This window comes from Methylocella sp. (assembly GCA_037200525.1).
Taxonomy (GTDB): Bacteria; Pseudomonadota; Alphaproteobacteria; order Rhizobiales; family Beijerinckiaceae; genus Methylocapsa.
In genome coordinates this window covers 4,267,304-4,284,186 of record JBBCGG010000001.1, presented here as the reverse complement: position 1 = coordinate 4,284,186, position 16,883 = coordinate 4,267,304, and the positions used below count along the sequence as shown (strand labels likewise).

At 60.8% G+C, this 16,883-nt stretch carries 16 protein-coding genes; 14 read left to right on the top strand and 2 right to left on the bottom strand.

Features of this window, described 5'->3' with window-relative positions; genetic code table 11:
• Positions 1 to 11 precede the first annotated feature (11 nt).
• The 5 genes from WDN46_21075 to WDN46_21055 all read left to right on the top strand — a co-directional run bounded on the left by WDN46_21075 (position 12) and on the right by WDN46_21055 (position 5,785).
• Entirely contained in the window at positions 12 to 575 is a 564-nt protein-coding gene (locus WDN46_21075) for an isochorismatase family protein (protein ID MEJ0095806.1), read from the top strand.
• Between the two features lies 1 nt (position 576).
• Positions 577 to 906, top strand: coding sequence for a hypothetical protein (locus WDN46_21070; protein MEJ0095805.1), 330 nt, complete (start codon positions 577 to 579; stop codon positions 904 to 906).
• A complete protein-coding gene (locus tag WDN46_21065; GenBank protein MEJ0095804.1) occupies positions 903 to 2,129 on the top strand; it encodes an MFS transporter in 1,227 nt (408 codons plus the stop codon). Before WDN46_21070 ends, WDN46_21065 begins: the two co-directional genes overlap by 4 nt.
• 409 nt (positions 2,130 to 2,538) lie before the next feature.
• The gene (locus tag WDN46_21060; GenBank protein MEJ0095803.1) at positions 2,539 to 4,815 is read left to right on the top strand and encodes a TonB-dependent receptor; all 2,277 of its coding nucleotides are present in this window, start codon (positions 2,539 to 2,541) and stop codon (positions 4,813 to 4,815) included.
• Between the two features lie 169 nt (positions 4,816 to 4,984).
• Positions 4,985 to 5,785 (top strand): extracellular solute-binding protein, encoded by an 801-nt coding sequence (locus tag WDN46_21055; GenBank protein MEJ0095802.1) that lies wholly within the window; start codon positions 4,985 to 4,987, stop codon positions 5,783 to 5,785.
• Positions 5,786 to 5,867: 82 nt separating this feature from the next.
• Here WDN46_21055 and WDN46_21050 read toward each other — a convergent pair whose 3' ends face one another.
• The gene (locus WDN46_21050) at positions 5,868 to 6,047 is read right to left on the bottom strand and encodes a hypothetical protein (protein MEJ0095801.1); all 180 of its coding nucleotides are present in this window, start codon (positions 6,045 to 6,047) and stop codon (positions 5,868 to 5,870) included.
• A gap of 189 nt (positions 6,048 to 6,236) precedes the next feature.
• On the opposite strand from WDN46_21050, the gene WDN46_21045 reads away from it, so the two are divergent.
• The 4 genes from WDN46_21045 to WDN46_21030 are packed head-to-tail and all read left to right on the top strand — an operon-like array spanning position 6,237 to position 11,093.
• Positions 6,237 to 6,440: a formate dehydrogenase gene (locus tag WDN46_21045; protein ID MEJ0095800.1), complete on the top strand. Its 204-nt coding sequence runs from the start codon at positions 6,237 to 6,239 to the stop codon at positions 6,438 to 6,440.
• Between the two features lie 11 nt (positions 6,441 to 6,451).
• Positions 6,452 to 9,406, top strand: a complete 2,955-nt coding sequence (locus WDN46_21040) for a formate dehydrogenase subunit alpha (protein MEJ0095799.1) — start codon at positions 6,452 to 6,454, stop codon at positions 9,404 to 9,406.
• Positions 9,407 to 9,417: 11 nt separating this feature from the next.
• Positions 9,418 to 10,059 (top strand): formate dehydrogenase FDH3 subunit beta, encoded by a 642-nt coding sequence (fdh3B, locus tag WDN46_21035; GenBank protein ID MEJ0095798.1) that lies wholly within the window; start codon positions 9,418 to 9,420, stop codon positions 10,057 to 10,059.
• The gene (locus tag WDN46_21030) at positions 10,056 to 11,093 is read left to right on the top strand and encodes a formate dehydrogenase subunit gamma (protein MEJ0095797.1); all 1,038 of its coding nucleotides are present in this window, start codon (positions 10,056 to 10,058) and stop codon (positions 11,091 to 11,093) included. The genes fdh3B and WDN46_21030 overlap by 4 nt, the downstream gene beginning before the upstream one ends.
• A gap of 23 nt (positions 11,094 to 11,116) precedes the next feature.
• Here WDN46_21030 and WDN46_21025 read toward each other — a convergent pair whose 3' ends face one another.
• Entirely contained in the window at positions 11,117 to 13,102 is a 1,986-nt protein-coding gene (locus tag WDN46_21025; GenBank protein ID MEJ0095796.1) for a 4Fe-4S dicluster domain-containing protein, read from the bottom strand.
• A gap of 241 nt (positions 13,103 to 13,343) precedes the next feature.
• Between WDN46_21025 and WDN46_21020 the strand changes: the two genes are divergently transcribed.
• From WDN46_21020 to WDN46_21000, 5 genes are read left to right on the top strand one after another with little or no spacing between them, the layout of a single operon-like run.
• Positions 13,344 to 14,120, top strand: coding sequence for a biotin/lipoate--protein ligase family protein (locus WDN46_21020; GenBank protein MEJ0095795.1), 777 nt, complete (start codon positions 13,344 to 13,346; stop codon positions 14,118 to 14,120).
• Positions 14,117 to 14,656, top strand: a complete 540-nt coding sequence (locus WDN46_21015) for a DUF6505 family protein (GenBank protein MEJ0095794.1) — start codon at positions 14,117 to 14,119, stop codon at positions 14,654 to 14,656. The genes WDN46_21020 and WDN46_21015 overlap by 4 nt, the downstream gene beginning before the upstream one ends.
• Entirely contained in the window at positions 14,653 to 15,666 is a 1,014-nt protein-coding gene (locus WDN46_21010) for a DUF6352 family protein (protein MEJ0095793.1), read from the top strand. The genes WDN46_21015 and WDN46_21010 overlap by 4 nt, the downstream gene beginning before the upstream one ends.
• 14 nt (positions 15,667 to 15,680) lie before the next feature.
• The gene (locus tag WDN46_21005) at positions 15,681 to 16,175 is read left to right on the top strand and encodes a DUF3305 domain-containing protein (protein ID MEJ0095792.1); all 495 of its coding nucleotides are present in this window, start codon (positions 15,681 to 15,683) and stop codon (positions 16,173 to 16,175) included.
• Positions 16,172 to 16,819, top strand: coding sequence for a DUF3306 domain-containing protein (locus WDN46_21000; protein ID MEJ0095791.1), 648 nt, complete (start codon positions 16,172 to 16,174; stop codon positions 16,817 to 16,819). The genes WDN46_21005 and WDN46_21000 overlap by 4 nt, the downstream gene beginning before the upstream one ends.
• The last annotated feature ends 64 nt before the right edge of the window (positions 16,820 to 16,883 follow it).

Below are 16,883 nucleotides of genomic sequence, written 5' to 3'. Positions count from 1 at the left end.
GAGGAGAATCCATGGCGCTGACCACGCTCGATCCGAATACCGCCCTGATTATCGTCGACCTGCAGAAGGGCATCATCGGTCTTCCCGCTATCCACCCGATTGGCGACATCATCGCGCGGGCTCGGGCGCTCGCCGACGCTTTCCGCGAGCGCGACCTGCCGGTGGCGCTCGTCAACGTCGCCGGCGGCGCCCCAGGCCGGACGGAACAGCCTCGTCAAACGAGTCCCCGTCCGGAAGGGTGGACCGACCTCACCCCGGAGCTGAATCAACAACCCAGGGACATTGTGGTGACGAAGGGGACCTGGGGCGCCTTCGCCAGCACGGATCTCGAAGCTCTGTTGAAAGCGCGGGACGTCACCCAGGTGGTGATCGCGGGCGTTTCGACGGGAACCGGCGTCGAGGCGACGGCGCGCCAAGCCTATGAGGCGGGTTTCAATGTCACTCTCGCCCTCGACGCCATTACCGACGTACGTCCAGAGGCCCACGATTATAGCATCAGAAACATCTTTCCGCGGCTGGGCGAGACGGGCTCGAGCCGAGAAATCATCGATCTCCTACTCTCGAGGAGCGCCTGAGATGCCCTGGCTTTCGCTCCTGTCTTACTTCTTCGGCGGCGCCTTCCTGGCGAACGCTATTCCCCATCTCTTCAGCGGCATGATGGGCAGGCCGTTTCAGAGCCCGTTCGCCAAGCCGCCGGGTCAGGGACTCTCGTCGTCGACCGTCAATGTGCTCTGGGGCTTTTTCAATATCGTCGTCGGCTATGTCCTCGTCTGCCGCATCGGCGATTTTGAATTAAGGAACACAGGCGACGTACTTGCATGCGGCGCTGGTGCGCTTCTGATCGCACTTTTTTCCGCTCGGCACTTTGGCCGCTTCCACGGCGGCAATCAGCCGGAGCATCCATGAAGGCTCCCTTTGCGCGTGTCTTTCGGTCTCTGCGAGGGTTCAATTATCGAGTCTGGGTCGTCGGCGCCTTCGTCTCCAATGTCGGCACCTGGGTGCAGCGGACGGCCCAGGATTGGTTGGTGCTGACCCAGCTTACACATCACGACGCTTCCGCCGTTGGCTTGGTCATGGCGCTGCAATTCGGACCGCAGCTCCTCCTGCTGCCCTGGACAGGGTTCGCAGCCGACCACTTCAATCAGCGCAAGCTTCTGATCGCCACCCAGGCGACCATGGGCGCGCTCGCGCTGATGCTGGGGCTTCTCACCGTCGCCGGCGTCGTCCAGCTTTGGCACGTCTACATCTTCGCCTTCCTGTTCGGCAGCGCGGTGGCGTTCGATGCGCCGGTGCGTCAGACCTTCGTCGCGGAACTGGTCGGCGATGAAGACTTGCACAACGCGGTGGCGCTCAACTCCACCTCGTTCAATGCTGCACGGATGATCGGGCCAGCCGTCTCCGGCGTGGTCATCGCCGCGATCGGCGCCGGCTGGGCCTTCTTGATCAATGGCGCCTCCTTCGTCGCGGTGCTGATCTCCCTTGCGTTTCTGCGCGGCGCCGAGCTTCGTCCGAATGCCAGGGCGCACCGGGCCAGGGGCAGCTTCACCGAGGGGTTCCGCTATGTCTGGGGTCGCCCTGATCTCAAAGTAATCCTGGTTATGCTGTTCCTGATCGGGACCTTCGGCCTGAACTTCCCAATTTTCATCTTGACCATGGCCGTCGGCGTCTTCCACACAGACGCCCGCGGATACGGCCTTTTGTCGTCGATAATGGCGATCGGCACGGTGGCGGGCGCGCTTCTGGGCGCTCGCCGTGAGAAGCCCCGGTTCCCGTTGTTGCTGACCGGCGCCGCAGTCTTCGGGCTCGGCTGCACGCTGGCCGCCATCGCGCCGGGCTACTGGTTCTTCGCCGCCGCGCTCGTCGTCATCGGCGCGGCGGCGCTCACCTTCACCAATACGACAAACAGCCTGATGCAGCTTTCGACCGAGCCGGCCATGCGCGGGCGGGTGATGGCGCTCCGCGTCGGCATCGCGCTCGGAGGCACGCCGATCGGCGCGCCGATTGTCGGCTGGGTGGCCAACCATTGCGGGCCACGCTGGGCGCTTGGCGTCGGCGCGGCTTCAGGCTTCGCTGCGGCGATCGTGGCCATTTACGCCTTGGCTTGCCCAAGACCACGACCTTCGGTGTGATCTTCCGCGCTTCGGATTCGAACGTCTGCTATCGGACACGCGCAGTTGTTCGAGATCGGCGATCAACCCAGGTCTAGTCGGTTCCCATCCGAACTTCTCCCGCGTCTGCGTGCTGGACGCGGGCATATGCCGCAAACATGCCGAGCCTGCCAAAAAAGGCCTGGACCTCAAGACGCCGGCGCGTTTCGCGGGCCCGCATATTGATGCCAAAAAAACCGGGTAAATTTGCAACAGTCTCCGAGAAATTCATATTCGCGCGCGCGCGATCTGAGCGCCCAGCGTTCGCTTTTGCTCGGCAGCCGGCTGGTCGACAGGATTCTTTGAAGATGGCCCCACCAAGCGTTTTTTCATATTGCATCTTAAGCGAACACGCTATGGTGGAGCTATATAAAAGATTGCGAGATATGTCATGCCCACGAAAGTTCCACTGAATTACGATAAGGCGATTGGTCAGACCGGGGTAGGCCGCCGAATCTACTCTATTTACAGGAGTGGGAGACCGCAGAAAATAGCTTTACGCGTCAGCGCGGCCTTCGGCGCCTTGTTGTTCGCGAGCGATCTGGCGCAGGCGCAGCAGGCGGATGCTGGAGTGGTCCCACTGGCGCCGGTCAACGTCAGCGGCGGCGCGCCCCAGGCGGCGCCCTCCGCGCCCCCTGCTTATGCCTCAGAGGCGCAGACCCATACGGAGAAGGCAAATTTCGGCCCGCTCGGCAACCGCAGCATCCTCGATACGCCCGAGTCGATCACGGTCGTGCCGGAGGACGTGATCGTCAACCAGCAGGCGCAGCAGGTCAACGACATCCTAAAATATCTCCCCTGCGTAGAGATCCGAGATCAGCAAGGTTTTGACATCTCGCGGCCACAGTGCCGCGGCTTCCAGGGGACGGTCGTTCAGAACACCCGGATGGACGGCCTCAACATCATCGGCACGACAGCGATCGCCGCGGAAAACCTCCAAAGCGTCGAGGTCCTGGGCGGTCTCGCCGGCGCGTTATACGGGCCTCAAACGCCAGCGGGCGTCTTCAACTATATCCTAAAGCGTCCGACTGACGTGCCGATCTTCCGCTACATCGAGAGCTTTGATTCGCAGGGCATCTTCACGGAGCAAGTCGACGCCGGAGGGACCTTCGGCCCCGACAACAGGATAGGCTATCGCATCAACCTCGCCCATGGCCAGGGCGAGAGCTATGCGCAGGATTCCTATGTCAATCGCACGCTCGCCAGCATCGCCCTCGATTATCACATCGATAATCAGACTGTCATCGAGACGAACTTCGATCATTACGCCACCGACGGGACCGGGCTGCCCGGCAGCATCGTATACGATAGCGGCAAGAGCACGATCCTTCCGCAAGCCCCCAGCGCGCTGCAGACCGGCCTAGGCCAGCCAGGGGCGGGCGTGAACTTGCGATCCGACACCGGCCTCGCCAAATTCAAACATGATTTCGACGGTGACTGGCATCTGGAAATCGGCGGCCTCTATGAAAATGCCGTGCGAAATCTTTATGGCATCACCAATGCGCTGACCAACAATAACGGCAACTTTACCGTCACCAAAAACTTCACCGCCGTTCCCCGCTTCACGATCTGGAGCAACAGCGCCTATCTTAACGGACACGTTACGTTCCTTGGCTTCGTAAACGACGTGACCATCGGCACGAACGGCTTCTACAATGGCATGTACAGCTATCGCAATAACATTGCGCAGGTGCTCGGCACGTCGAGCCTCGCCAATTCAATCATCTTCCCGCTGCCTCCGGTTCCGGCGAACGGCGGTCAATTCCTGTCCGGCTATCTGTTCAACCAATCGATCATCACCGGCGATACTATTCACTTTAACGAACAATGGGCGCTCCAAGGCGTCCTCAGCACCTCGTTCTTTAATTCGAAAAGCTACGCGGCGAGCGGCGCCATCACAAGCGCAAATTCAGAAAACGCGGCCCTCAGCCCAACTGTCAGCCTGATCTATAAGCCGATCCCACAGATCACGACCTACTTCACTTACGCCAACAGCGTCGAACAAGGCGACGTCGCCCCGACCAACGCAGCTAATCCCAACTTCATCTTGGCGCCTTATCACGACACCATGTATGAGATTGGCGCAAAATATGCCGTGACCGACAATCTATTGGTGACTCTCGATGCGTTCCGCATGACGCGCCCCTTGGCGATAACGGATCCCGTCACCGAGATTTTCGGGGTCGCGGGCCTGCAACGCAATTACGGCGTCGAGCTCTTCGCGCAAGGCAGCGTGAGGCCAGACCTCAGCGTGCTCGGCGGCATCACCTGGATCGACGCGCGCCTCGCTGGAACGGACAATGCTCTAACCAACGACAAACTGGTGGTCGGCGTCCCACAATTCAAAAGCGACTTCCTCGCCGACTATCATCCGGCCTTTTTCCAGGGCGGCGCTTTGACGGCGGCGGTGCACTACGAAAGCTCCCGCGCCGCGACGAACACGAATAATTCCTTCGCAGATCCCTACGCCACCTTCGATCTCGGCGCGCGTTACTCGACGAGCTTCCAGGGTCATCACGCGACCTTCCGGTTTCAAGTCATCAACGTCGCCAACGCTCAATATTACGTCTCGGTCGCGGATGGCACGATCGTCGGCAGTCCCGGCGCCAACACGGCTTATCTCGGCACTCCCCGGACGTTCGAAGCGAGCCTCGAACTCGATTTCTGACGCTTTGATCCAGTCATATCGGGGCTCGAACGCTTCGCCAGCGCGGGCTCCGTTGCGGCTTACGTTCGGCCGATGTTACGCTTGAGACTGATATGGGAGTAATATGCAAAAAGGGAGTATTCGGATGGAAGCACCTCGATCGAATGCAAAAGCTCGGTCGCGCCTTTGGTTGTCTCTGACGATTGCGGCGGTTGGCGGCGTCGCAATCATCGCTTCCGCCCGAGCTGAAACAATCAGCGTCTATTCCGCCGGCAGTCTCCGGACCGCTGTCGCGGCGTTGATAAAAGAGGCCGGGCTTCCTTCCGACGTCGAGGTTAAGCCGACGTTCGGCGGATCGGGACTGTTGCGTCAGCGCATCGAGGGAGGCGAAAGCGCCGATCTCTTCTTGTCCGCCGACATGGGATCGCCGCGCATGCTCGCCGATGCCAGACGTGCGGTCGCGCCTGCGATTGCTTTCGCGCGGAACGAGATGTGTCTTATTGCGGGGAAATCGGTTGGGGTGACGCAGGACAATCTGGTCGACCGCCTGCTGACGAAGGACCTTCGTCTCGCCGCGTCAACCCCGGTGCAGGACCCGGCGGGAGACTATGCAGTCGCGATTTTCGATCGCATTGATGCTGTGCGCCCCGGCGCTGGGGCTACGCTCCGCGCCAAGGCGCAGCATCTGACGGCAGGGCAAAATCCCGTCCCCCCGGCGCCGGGGCGCGGGGTAGCCGCGTCCCTGTTTCTGAACGACCAGACTGATTTGATGATCTCTTATTGCAGCGGCGCCGCGGCGATCGAAAAAGAAGCGCCGGACGTTGCGGCGATCGAGTTTCCCGCAAGTCTTGATGTTCATCCAATCTACGGCATGGTTGTTTTGTCGATGAACCCTAATGCGCTCCGTCTTGCGCTGTTCATCCTTTCGGAGAAAGGGCAGGCGATTCTCAAGGAATCCGGCTTGCTGCCCGTTCTTGCGATTTCGCAATAGAGCGCGAGGTGGACGTGCTTGGGAGTTGAGAGAGGGCGGCGGGAGCCATAGCTCCGATAAGCGCCAGCATGCGATGTCAACCTCAATCAAGAAGACGGCGGCGTATCGTAGCACAGAAGAAATCACTTTTGCCGTCGCGATCTTTCCGGCCTTGCTTGGCATGACCGCTGCTCAGAAGCATGCCAATGGGGGATCGGTTCGCCTCTGATGCTTTTTGTCGCGCATCCACATCGCAAGCATGGCCAGTTTCGATAGTGTCCAAGGGCGCGTATGTCGATGATAACAAAGGACATTTGCTGAGGCCCCGACATGGATTTGAATTTATTCTAATTGTGGGCGGCCCGTTTCTCAGATAAATTGATATGTTATTGGTCACGAGGCTGAGGTGCGGAGTTTGGCGTTTTCAAGGGAAAGCCGATTTGTGGAAAGCCGATTTGTGAAGGACTCCTCTATGAACGAACAGCGCATGATTCGAAGGCGCGACATGCTTCGCGGAATAACTACCGCTGGCGTCGCGGCGACCGCGATTGCGGCCCCGCTGAGGCCGACCGTGGCCCATGCGGAGTCTCCCATCAATAAGCGGAGAGCGATGTACGAGCCCAATTCGGCCGAAGTGCAGACGTTTTATCGCGTCAATCGTTATCCGACGAAGTGAGGAAGCGATAAATGCTGATCAAGCGGTCGGAACGTCAAGCCCGTCGCAGCCCGCTCGCGGGCTCCTTCGCCAGTCAAATTGACAGCGGCCCCGATCGCCGTAGCTTTCTGCGGCGTTCCGGGCTCGCGGCCGGAGGCTTGGCGGCGCTTGGAGCATTGCCGCTCGGGAGAATACAAAAGGCCGCGGCCGGCCCCCCTCCCGCTCCGGGCGCCAACGTCGAAAAGCGCAAGAATATGTGCACCCATTGCTCCGTCGGCTGCTCGGTTATAGCCGAGGTCTCAAACGGAGTGTGGATCGGCCAGGAACCGGACTTTGACAGCCCGATCAATCGCGGGTCGCATTGCTGCAAAGGCGCCGCGGTCCGCGACGACGTGCTCAACGACCGCAGGCTTCGTTATCCGGTAAAACTTGTTGACGGCCAATGGACCCGGATCTCCTGGGATCAGGCGATCGACGAGATCGGCGACAAATTGCTGGATATCCGCGAGAAGGCGGGGCCGGAGTCTGTCTACTGGCTTGGCTCGGCCAAGTTCACTAATGAGGCCGCTTATCTCAACCGCAAGTTCGCCGCCTTCTGGGGCACGAACAATTCCGATCATCAGGCCCGCATCTGTCACTCCACCACCGTCACCGGCGTCGCCAACACCTGGGGCTATGGCGCGATGACGAACAGCTATAACGACATTCGCAACGCGAAAACCATTCTGGTGATGGGCGGCAATCCAGCCGAAGCGCATCCGGTATCGCTACAGCATATCCTTGAGGGAAAAGAGCTTAACCGCGCCAATATGATCGTCATCGATCCCCGGATGACGCGCACCGCCGCGCACGCGACGGAATACGTCCGGGTGCGTCCTGGGACGCATATTCCGACGATTTATGGGATGCTTTGGCACATTTTCCAGAACGGTTGGGAAGACAGAGAATTCATTCACCAGCGCGTCTACGGCCTTGAGGATGTGCGCAAAGAGATCGACAAATGGACGCCGCAAGAGGTCGAGCGCGTAACCGGCCTTCCCGAGGCGCAGGTGAAGCGCGTTGCCGAGATTTTCGCGACACAGCGGCCGGCGACGTTGATTTGGGCGATGGGGCAGACCCAGTCGACGACAGGAACGGCGAATGTCCGCGCCAGCTGCATTCTTCTGCTCGCCACTGGAAATATGGGCAATTTTGGCAATGGCGCGAATATCTTCCGCGGCCACACCAATGTCCAGGGCGCGACCGATGTCGGCCTCGATGTAACGACCCTGCCGCTTTACTACGGCCTTTCCAAAGAAGCTTGGCAGCATTGGTGCCGGGTCTGGGAAGTCGACTACGACTGGATGCGCTCGCGCTTCGTTAGCGAGACGTTCATGCAGACTCCCGGCATTCCCAGCACGCGTTGGTTTGACGCCACTTTGTTGCCGAAGGAGCAAGTCAGTCAGCCCGACAATGTGAAGGCCATGTTCGTCATGGGACATGGCGCCAACACGATCACCAGAATGCCGGTGTCGGTGAAGGGCATCGAAAAGCTCGATCTCCTCGTTGTTTGCGATCCTTATCCAACCACCTGGTCGGTGCTCTCCGGGCGGAAAGACGGCACTTATTTATTGCCGGCCTGCACCAGTTTCGAAATGCACGGATCGCGCACCGCCTCCAACCGCTCGCTGCAATGGGGCGAGCAGGTGGTGCCGCCGGCCTTCGAATCGAAGAACGACTACGACACGATGTACATGCTGGCTCGCAAACTCGGCTTCGCGGACAAGCTGTTCAAAAACATCAAAGTCGAAAATGGCGCGGTCTCGGCCGAAGACATTCTGCGCGAGATCAATCGCGGCGGCTGGTCGACCGGCTACTGCGGTCAATCGCCGGAGCGGCTCCAGGCTCATATGAGAAACCAGTCGAAATTCGATGTGGTTACAATGCGAGCCCCGAAAGACGCTCCGGAGGTAGGCGGCGAATACTACGGTCTGCCTTGGCCGTGCTGGGGGACGCCAGAATTCAAGCATCCGGGTACGCCTGTGCTTTACAACACCAATCTATCCGTGAAAGAGGGCGGCGGCACCTTCCGCGCCCGCTTCGGCGTCGAGCGTGTGGTCAAACGCAAAGTGATGGTGGATGGAAATGAGGTCGAGCAGGAGATGCATGAGAATCTGCTCTCCGACGGGTCCTATTCGGTCGGTTCGGAAATAAAAGACGGCTATCCCGAGTTCACGCTCGGCGTGCTCAAAAAGCTCAGCTGGGATGGCGACCTCCGCGCAGAGGAATTGGCCACCATCCAGAAAGTGAACGCCGCCAACCCCGATTCCGTTTCCTGGGCGACGGATCTCTCGGGTGGCATTCAGCGCGTTGCGATCGAGCATGGCTGCGTACCCTACGGCAATGGCAAGGCGCGTATGAACGCCTGGAACTTGCCCGATCCCATACCGGTGCACCGCGAGCCAATCTATACGCCGCGTCCCGATCTTGTCGCTCAATTCCCGACGCCGCCGGACGCCCGGCAGTTCCGGATGCCCAATATGGGATTCACTGTGCAACATGCAGCCGTCGACAAAGGCATCGTGAAGAGTTTCCCGCTGATCCTCAGCTCCGGCCGGCTGGTTGAATATGAGGGCGGCGGGGAGGAAACGCGCTCCAACCGCTGGCTGGCTGAATTGAAACAAGACATGTATGTCGAGATCAATCCGGCGGATGCGAGCGAGCGCGGCATCATCAACAACGCTTGGGTATGGGTTACCGGACCTGAAAATAGTTCGAAAGCGCGGATGAAGGCGTTGGTGACGGAGCGGGTCGGCAAGGGCGTAACCTGGATGCCATTCCATTTCGCAGGCTGGTTCCAAGGCGTTGACCAGCGCGACAAATATCCGAAGGGCTCTGATCCGATCGTGCTCGGCGAGAGCATCAATACGCTCTCAACCTACGGTTACGATCCGGCGACGGGCATGCAGGAGCCGAAGGCCACCCTCTGTCAGATCAGAGCAGCGTAAGAGGACGGATTATGGCCCGGATGAAATTTCTCTGCGACGCCGACCGCTGCATCGATTGCAACGCCTGCGCCACCGCCTGCAAGAACGAGAACGAAGTGCCCTGGGGCATCAACCGCCGGCGCGTCGTCACGATCAATGACGGCAAGCCGGGCGAGCGGTCGGTGTCCATGGCTTGCATGCATTGCACCGATTCGCCTTGCGCGGCGGTGTGTCCGGTGACCTGCATATTTCCTACCGAAGAAGGCGTCGTGCTTCACGACAAGGATCTGTGCATCGGCTGCGGCTATTGCTTTTACGCATGCCCATTTGGAGCGCCGCAATATCCGAGCATCGGCAATTTTGGGTCGCGCGGCAAAATGGACAAATGTACGTTCTGCGCGGGTGGCGGGGGAGACGAAGTCACCGGCAGCGCGGAGGAATATGAGAAATATGGCGCCAATCGCCTCGCCGAAGGCAAGTTGCCGCTCTGCGCCGAGATGTGCTCTACGAAATCATTGCTCGCCGGCGACGGCGAGATCATCGCCGAAATCTATAAGCAGCGTGTGCTGACGCGCGGTTATGGTTCTGGCGCGTGGGGTTGGATGACGGCTTATCATGCGGGGGTTTCGGTCCTCGTCGCCGACGCCCTTCATCCTGAAGGAGAAAGACCATGACGCGGGCCCTCGCGCGTCTGCGCGGCGCTCTTGGCGCATTGGCGATTCTAGTCGCGTTCGCCGCCGCGATGCCGGCGTTCGCGCAGCAGCGCAATCCCGACGGTTCGCCTGATCCGACCGCGAGCGTCTCGAGCGAACACACGCTGCTGCAAGAGTTCCCGCGCATCCAGGGCCGCATCGACATTCCCGATCAAAGGGCGAGCGTATTGATGCAGCCGGCAGGGCGTGTGTGGCAATATTTCCACGAAGTCCTCCTGCACTGGCTGGGCGCGATCGTGATCCTCGGCATGATCGCGGTGTTAGCCCTTGGCTATTTGATCCGGGGACAGATCCGGATCGAAAATGGGCGCTCAGGAATAAAGGTGCGCCGCTTCGACGCTTTTGAGCGCTTCGCCCATTGGTTGACGGCGGGGTCGTTCGTGATTCTCGGTTTGACCGGACTGAATATCACCTTCGGCAAGCTGGTGCTGCGCCCGCTTATTGGCCCGGAGGCATTCACCAGCATTGCGGAAGTCGCCAAATACGTCCACAATTTCATCAGCTTCTCGTTCGTAGCCGGCCTCGTTCTGATCATCGCAATGTGGGTCAAGGACAATATTCCGGGCAAGATCGACATCGAGTGGGTGAAGCAGGGCGGGGGCATGCTCAAGTCGAAGCATGCGTCGGCAGGGCGCTTCAACGCTGGCGAAAAAATGGTGTTCTGGTTCGCCTTCTGGGCGGGCATAGCCGTGAGCGTTTCGGGCTATTTGCTGTTGTTCCCGTTTTACGTGACGAATATTTTCGGGATGCAGATCGCGCAGGGCGTGCACGCTGTCGTCGCCGTATTTTTCATCGCCGTGATCCTAGCCCATATCTATATTGGTACGCTTGGGATCGAAGGCGCTTTCGAAGCGATGGGGACAGGCGAAGTCGATCTCAATTGGGCGAAAGAGCATCACGACGTTTGGCTTGACGACCAGCTTGCGAAAGAGCGCCTTGCGAAAGAGCGCGCCGCTATGCCGCCCGGGCAGCCATCCGCCGGTCCGGCGGAGTAAGGGCCGACGCAAGCGATCACGCTCTAGCCTCTGCTTTTCTCGATCCTTTCTTGCTCCTCGCGCTCGCGTAAATAATCATCTGTTGTGCGCGCAAGGGGTCGAGGCGTCCCATAAGGATCGAAGCCTTCTTCGGAAACGAAGCCGACCCGGCAATCGTCGCACATTTTGATGACATCGAGGCGCTTGCTGTCTTTGTACATCCAGTGCTTGCCTTCGAGCTTCGCCACCACGCGCTCGATGGTGCTCTTAACGCCAAACGGCTTGCCGCAGCTGATGCAGCAAAATGGCGGCTCTTCCTTCAGAATGCGCGGCGAGGCCGTGACGGCGCGAAAGTCGATCTGCGGCTTCAGCGTGATGACGTTTTCCGGGCAAGTCTTCTCGCACAGCCCGCACTGCACGCAGGCGTCCTCCGTGAAGCGCAGCATTGGCCGGTCGGGGTTGTCGCTGAGCGCTCCGGTGGGACACGCCGAAACGCAGGACAGGCATAAGGTGCAGCCTCCGACATCGATCTCCACTGACCCGAAAGGCGCGAGTTTGGGCAGCGGCACGATCTCGACAGGTTCTGGCGAGGCCTGATGAAGTTCCGCCAGCGCGAAACGCATTACGCCGCGCTTGGCGCCGGCAGGACGGAACTTTGCCGGACGCGGAGCGGCCTCCATCGGCGCAATTGCGCGCAGCGCGTAGCTGAGCGCGTCGGGATCGTCCGTCTCGATGGCCGCGATCCGCTCGCCGTCGAAGCCGAGGCCTTTGAGAATAGGCTTGGCGAGTGCAAACGTTCCGGTGAGCCCTTGCACATCGTGGCGCGACCGCGCGCGTAAAAGAAAGCGCATCGCCGATGCGCCATAAGCGAAGGCGGCGGCGATGACCTCGAGCCCGACTTGCGTCACCTCGTTCACGGCGAGCGGCAGAACATGCGCAGGCAACCCATCGCCGAAGCGCGCCAGCGCGTCGATCAGCGGCGTCCCATGAACCTCGTCGTGGATGAGCACGATCCCACGCGCGCCGCCCGCCTCGTGATAACCGAGCAGTAAGGCGCGAAGCTTCCGCATCAGCGCATCGGATGGGGGCAGGGCATAGGAAGCGGCTCCTGTGGGGCAGGCGGCGGCGCATTGACCGCAGCCGGCGCAAATGTTCGGATCGATGGCAACATGATCGCCGGCGGGAGCGATGGCGCCGGCGGGGCAAAGATCGAGGCACCGCGTGCAGCCGATGATTTTGGAGCGGGAGTGGGCGCAGAGATGCTCGGTGAAAGCGATATAACGCGGCTTGTCGAAGACGCCGACGAGATCCCGCGCTTTCAATATAGCCCGTAGCATAGCCGCCGGATCGCCGGGATCGGCGCGAAGATAGCCATCGCGAAGATCCTGCGCGGAGAACAGCGCGCCGCCGTTGGAAAGATCGAGGATGATATCGCAACGCGACAGCGCCCCGTTGCGCGAAGGCCCGAACGAAAGCGCGTCGCGCGACGAGGGCGCAGCCTGCGCAAAATCATCGACCACGATCTCGAAGGCGCCAAGATGCCCTTTGGCCGAGCGAACGAGGCCTTTCGCCAAAGGAAAATCATTGACGCGCTGAGGGGCGACATTCGCCGGCGGCTTGATAAGCACCGTGACGTCGAGATGGTCCTTGAGCAGATTGCCTGCTTCGATCGCTTGCTCGTCGCGCCCATAAATGAGAATGACGCCATTGCTTTCCAAAGCGACGGAGGGCGGCGGCGGCATGGGTTCGGCTGCGGCTGCGAGCAGCGCCGCCATCTTCGGCCCCGCCTCGGCGGCTTCGTTGGACCAGCCGGCGCTTTCGCGAATATTGGCATATGCAATGGCCGCGCGCCCGGCCTCGGCCGCCACCTCGGAGAACAGCGCCGCTTCCTGCGTACAGCTCACCACCAGGGGGGCGGGATCCGCTGCGATCGCCTTGAACAATCCCAGTTCCGAGCGGCAAAGATGGCGCGCCGACGTTACCCTCGCGCTGCGGCAGGCGCGACCAACCGCCTCGCGATCGAGCGGCATTGTGTCTTCACAGGAACATATCAAGATGTTCCCGGGGAATTCGGGCATTGGCTATAGGGCTCCTTTGAGGGCTTAAGCGTTGGAGTAGGGGGCGATTTGCGGTTGGATATCAAATGCCCATGAGATTTAAATTAGTCGCAACCTACGCTGCGGGCACGTTCAACTCCACAAGCCCGTTTGCCGCCTCGCAGTGGAAGGTTATAGTCGGTCTAAATTGAAACTGCCAACATTTGGAGGTCGTTTGCCTATTGAGGCTATCAGCCGCACGCGCAAATCTGCTTCGTCTACGCTTGATCTTCCGCCGCCTTTTCGTCTCGTGCCTCTCAGGGAGACAGGAGACGCCTTCGCCCACGCCAGAACCATCGCGGCGGAAGAAGGCGCAGGCGCGCTGATCCGCGTCGGCCGCTTCGATGTCGTTGAATTCGCTGTGGTGCTCGAGCCGGAAGAGCCGTTGCGGCTTGCGCGCCGCGCTTTTTACGCCGGAGTGGTCGCGCTCATGAACGCGTTGGCGGGTTCTGCGCCGCCCCAGCGCCCGATCAGTCTCGTCTGGCCCGACGCCATCCATATCGATGGTCTGCTGATTGGGGGCGCTCGTCTTGCATGGCCGCCGCAGTCCGATGAAGAAGACGCGCCGGAACGGCTCGTCTTCGGCGCCATGCTGCGTAGAGTAGCCATGGCCGAGAGGAAAATGCAGCAAGGCGAGGAGTCCAGCCTCTCGTTCGCCGCATCGCTGGAAGATCAAGGCTTCGAGGAGCCGGGCTCAGATCGGCTCGTCGAGAGTTTTGCGCGCCACCTGATGGCGATCATCGATGCCTGGCAGGCCAATGGATTTGAGATTGTGGCGCAGAACTATCTTACCTATCTGATGCGTGAGAAAAGCGCCTGGCCGACAATCGATGGCAACGGCGATCTCATGCTCCGCTGGATCGGCAAAGAGCAGCCGGATCGCCATTCTTTGGCGCAAGCGCTGGAGCAGCCGACTTGGCTCGATCCCGCAACGGGAGGACCGCGCGGGTGAAACTGCTGCAAACAATCCGGGTCGATCCTTCCGACACTTTCATATTCGAGACGGCGGCGGCGCCCGGCGAATGGGCCGTCTCCGGAGGGTTCATGTTTGCTGGCCAAGATCCGGCGACGTTCGCGGGCAAAGCCCGCGCGGCTTTTCGCGGCGGTTTTCTTGGGCTCGGCTCGTTCGGGTGGTCGACGCTCGTTCAGATCGTGGACGCGAGCGAGGCGGACCGCGCAGCGGCGGTTGAACTGCTCGCCTTGCGCCTTGTCGAACGTTTCGGCGCGCCTGATCTTGCGACCGCGCGTCCCGCCGCGGAAGAGGAGATCGCCTTTGCCGCCTCGCTTTGCGATCACCCGATAGGGAGGCTGGCTGCGGTCTCGCGTCGCGTTGAAGATGGTTCGATCCGCGAGCAGTTCCGCACCCTGCGGCCCGGTCCTTCGCGGGAGCCAACCCGCGTCTTCAGCCTTATTGAGGCGCCGGACGAAGAGGACGCGCCAATGGAGCGCATCGACTTTGCCGCACTGGCCAAGGGGGAGCGCCCGTGAACGCGCCGCGCGACTTCTGGCTCTCTTGCGGCCATCATTTGCTCGATCGCGACGCCGATGGCTGGCTGACGGTGACGGATGAGTTTTTGAAGGCCTATCTCGCGCGTCCCGAGATCGCGCCGCCGGCGGAAGCCTGCGCCGCCGAGCTTGCGTTGCACGCCGCCATGCTTGCCGATCCGCGCCGCCCGGTCTCCCTTGCGCAAATCGCAGCCATCGCCGATCCAGACGCGCGTGAGAACTGGGAGCTGATGATCGGCTGGCGCGATCATCTCGACGAGCATGAGACGCTTGAGGGCGCTTATCTCGACATTGTTCGGCGCGGTCTCAAATTCCCGCATCTCTTCATCAATCAATTGGCGCAGGCGATTTTGCGCAATGCGCTGGACGGCTGCGATGATGCTTTCATGCTTCGCGCGGCTGAAATGCTCTTCCGCCCGCAAAAGTTGACGTTGCATGAAGGCTCCCTCGTTGCCGCAGACGAAGAAGTGATTGCGGGGTTTGGCGCAAAGCCTCTATCGCCGCTTGTTTCGATTCTGGGATTGCCGGCGGCCGCAGAGATTGATGTGCTGAACGAGGACAATGCGCAGGCTTATTTCGAACGCAGCGATTTGTTCGATATCGCGCTCGATCTTACCGCCGGGCGGCGCGGGCTCGCCGCGCTCGGCGATGTCATGGCGCGCTGGATTTTGCATCTGCTCGGAATCGATGTCGAGATCGAGCCTTTGACGGAGCTGCGCGATGCGCCGCTGACTTGGTACGTCGGGCTCGATGTTGAAGCGACGCGCATCGGCGATGCGCTTTGGAATGGCGACGATCTTGATGATTCTACGCGGGGCCGTCTTGTCGGTCTCTATCACCTGACCTTTCGCAACCCTACTTCGGCGCTCGAGAAAATCAGGGGCAAGCCCGTCTATCTGATGAGCGCCATGACGAGCGACAAAATGCTGCGTTTGAAGCCGCAGAACCTCGTGACCGGCTTGCCGGTCCGAAGCCAGGAGACCATAAGTTGAGTGCGACAGCGCTGGTGAGCATTCCGGTCGGCGTCATCGTCGAACGGCGCAAGGCGAAGAGCCCTTGGCTCGATTTCGTCTGGCGCCCGCTTCTCGTGCTCCCCGGCGCGCCCTCGGCGGCGCCCTGGACGCCGATCAGCTCGGAAGGCGAGGCGACGACATTTTACGCAGGAGAGGCGCTGGTCGAGTTGCATCGGACCGAGACGGCGAACTATCGCGACAACATCGCCTCGCGCTCCCCGAGCCTATGGGTGATCCTGCGACCGACCGGTGGGGAGCCGGCGTTCGCTCTCTTGAGCGTCACGGCGGATCCGGCGGAAGGGGAGGCTTTGACGAGCGCAGGCAATGATCTTGTCGAGGCCGTGGCGATGCCGACTGTGATCCGCGAAACCGTCGAGGCCTTCATCGCCAAGCATCATGTCGAGCAATCGCACTTCAAGCGCCAGCGCGACCGCGCCGATCCGCCGACATTGGGACGCGGCCGCAACGGCCCGGAGACCGAGACATGAGCCAGTCCGAAAATTTTGCCGCGCGTTGGTCGCGGTTAAAGCGCCGATCCGAGCGAGAACCCGCGGTCGACCCGGTCGAGCTTCCCGCCGACCCGGCGGGCGCCGATGCCGTCGTGAGCGACGCCTCGTCTCAACCCGTCTTTGATCCGGCAACCTTGCCGCCGATCGACTCGATCACGATCGGCAAGGACATTCGCGCATTCCTGCAATCAGGAGTTCCGGCGGAATTGACCCGGGCGGCGCTGCGCCGCGCCTGGACGAGCGATCCATCCATTCGCGATTTCATTGGGATTGCCGAAAATCAGTGGAATTTTAACGACCCCGCTTCGATTCCAGGCTTTGGTCTGTTTGGGCCCGGCGAAGATGTGAGCGTCCTCGTCGCCGACGCGCTCGGAGCGCTGGACAATGCGGCCGAGCGTGCGGCGAAATTGTCGAATCTTGTCGATCAAGCCGGATCTGCGGTCGCTTATCCGCAGGCCGGGGAGTCCGTCGATGCTCCAACGGAAACATTGTCTGCGGCCGCCGTTGAGCCTGCGGCTGAGGAGAAGACAGCGGATGATGAGGCTGTGCGAGAAGAACCCGCGCAAGCAAGATCTCCCGCGGAGAGCAATCGTCGCACCCATGGAGGCGCTTTACCTCAGTAGTCCAGCATCTCAAGGCGCTCGGCTGTTGACTATTTCATTGCTCGAGCGGTAACTCCTGACAACC

Coding starts and splice junctions, on each gene's coding strand:
- WDN46_21075 (MEJ0095806.1), top strand. CDS start 12: ATGGCGCTGACCACGCTCGATCCGAATACCGCCCTGATTATCGTCGAC.
- WDN46_21070 (MEJ0095805.1), top strand. CDS start 577: ATGCCCTGGCTTTCGCTCCTGTCTTACTTCTTCGGCGGCGCCTTCCTG.
- WDN46_21065 (MEJ0095804.1), top strand. CDS start 903: ATGAAGGCTCCCTTTGCGCGTGTCTTTCGGTCTCTGCGAGGGTTCAAT.
- WDN46_21060 (MEJ0095803.1), top strand. CDS start 2,539: ATGCCCACGAAAGTTCCACTGAATTACGATAAGGCGATTGGTCAGACC.
- WDN46_21045 (MEJ0095800.1), top strand. CDS start 6,237: ATGAACGAACAGCGCATGATTCGAAGGCGCGACATGCTTCGCGGAATA.
- WDN46_21040 (MEJ0095799.1), top strand. CDS start 6,452: ATGCTGATCAAGCGGTCGGAACGTCAAGCCCGTCGCAGCCCGCTCGCG.
- fdh3B (MEJ0095798.1), top strand. CDS start 9,418: ATGGCCCGGATGAAATTTCTCTGCGACGCCGACCGCTGCATCGATTGC.
- WDN46_21030 (MEJ0095797.1), top strand. CDS start 10,056: ATGACGCGGGCCCTCGCGCGTCTGCGCGGCGCTCTTGGCGCATTGGCG.
- WDN46_21025 (MEJ0095796.1), bottom strand. CDS start 13,102: ATGCCGCTCGATCGCGAGGCGGTTGGTCGCGCCTGCCGCAGCGCGAGG.
- WDN46_21000 (MEJ0095791.1), top strand. CDS start 16,172: ATGAGCCAGTCCGAAAATTTTGCCGCGCGTTGGTCGCGGTTAAAGCGC.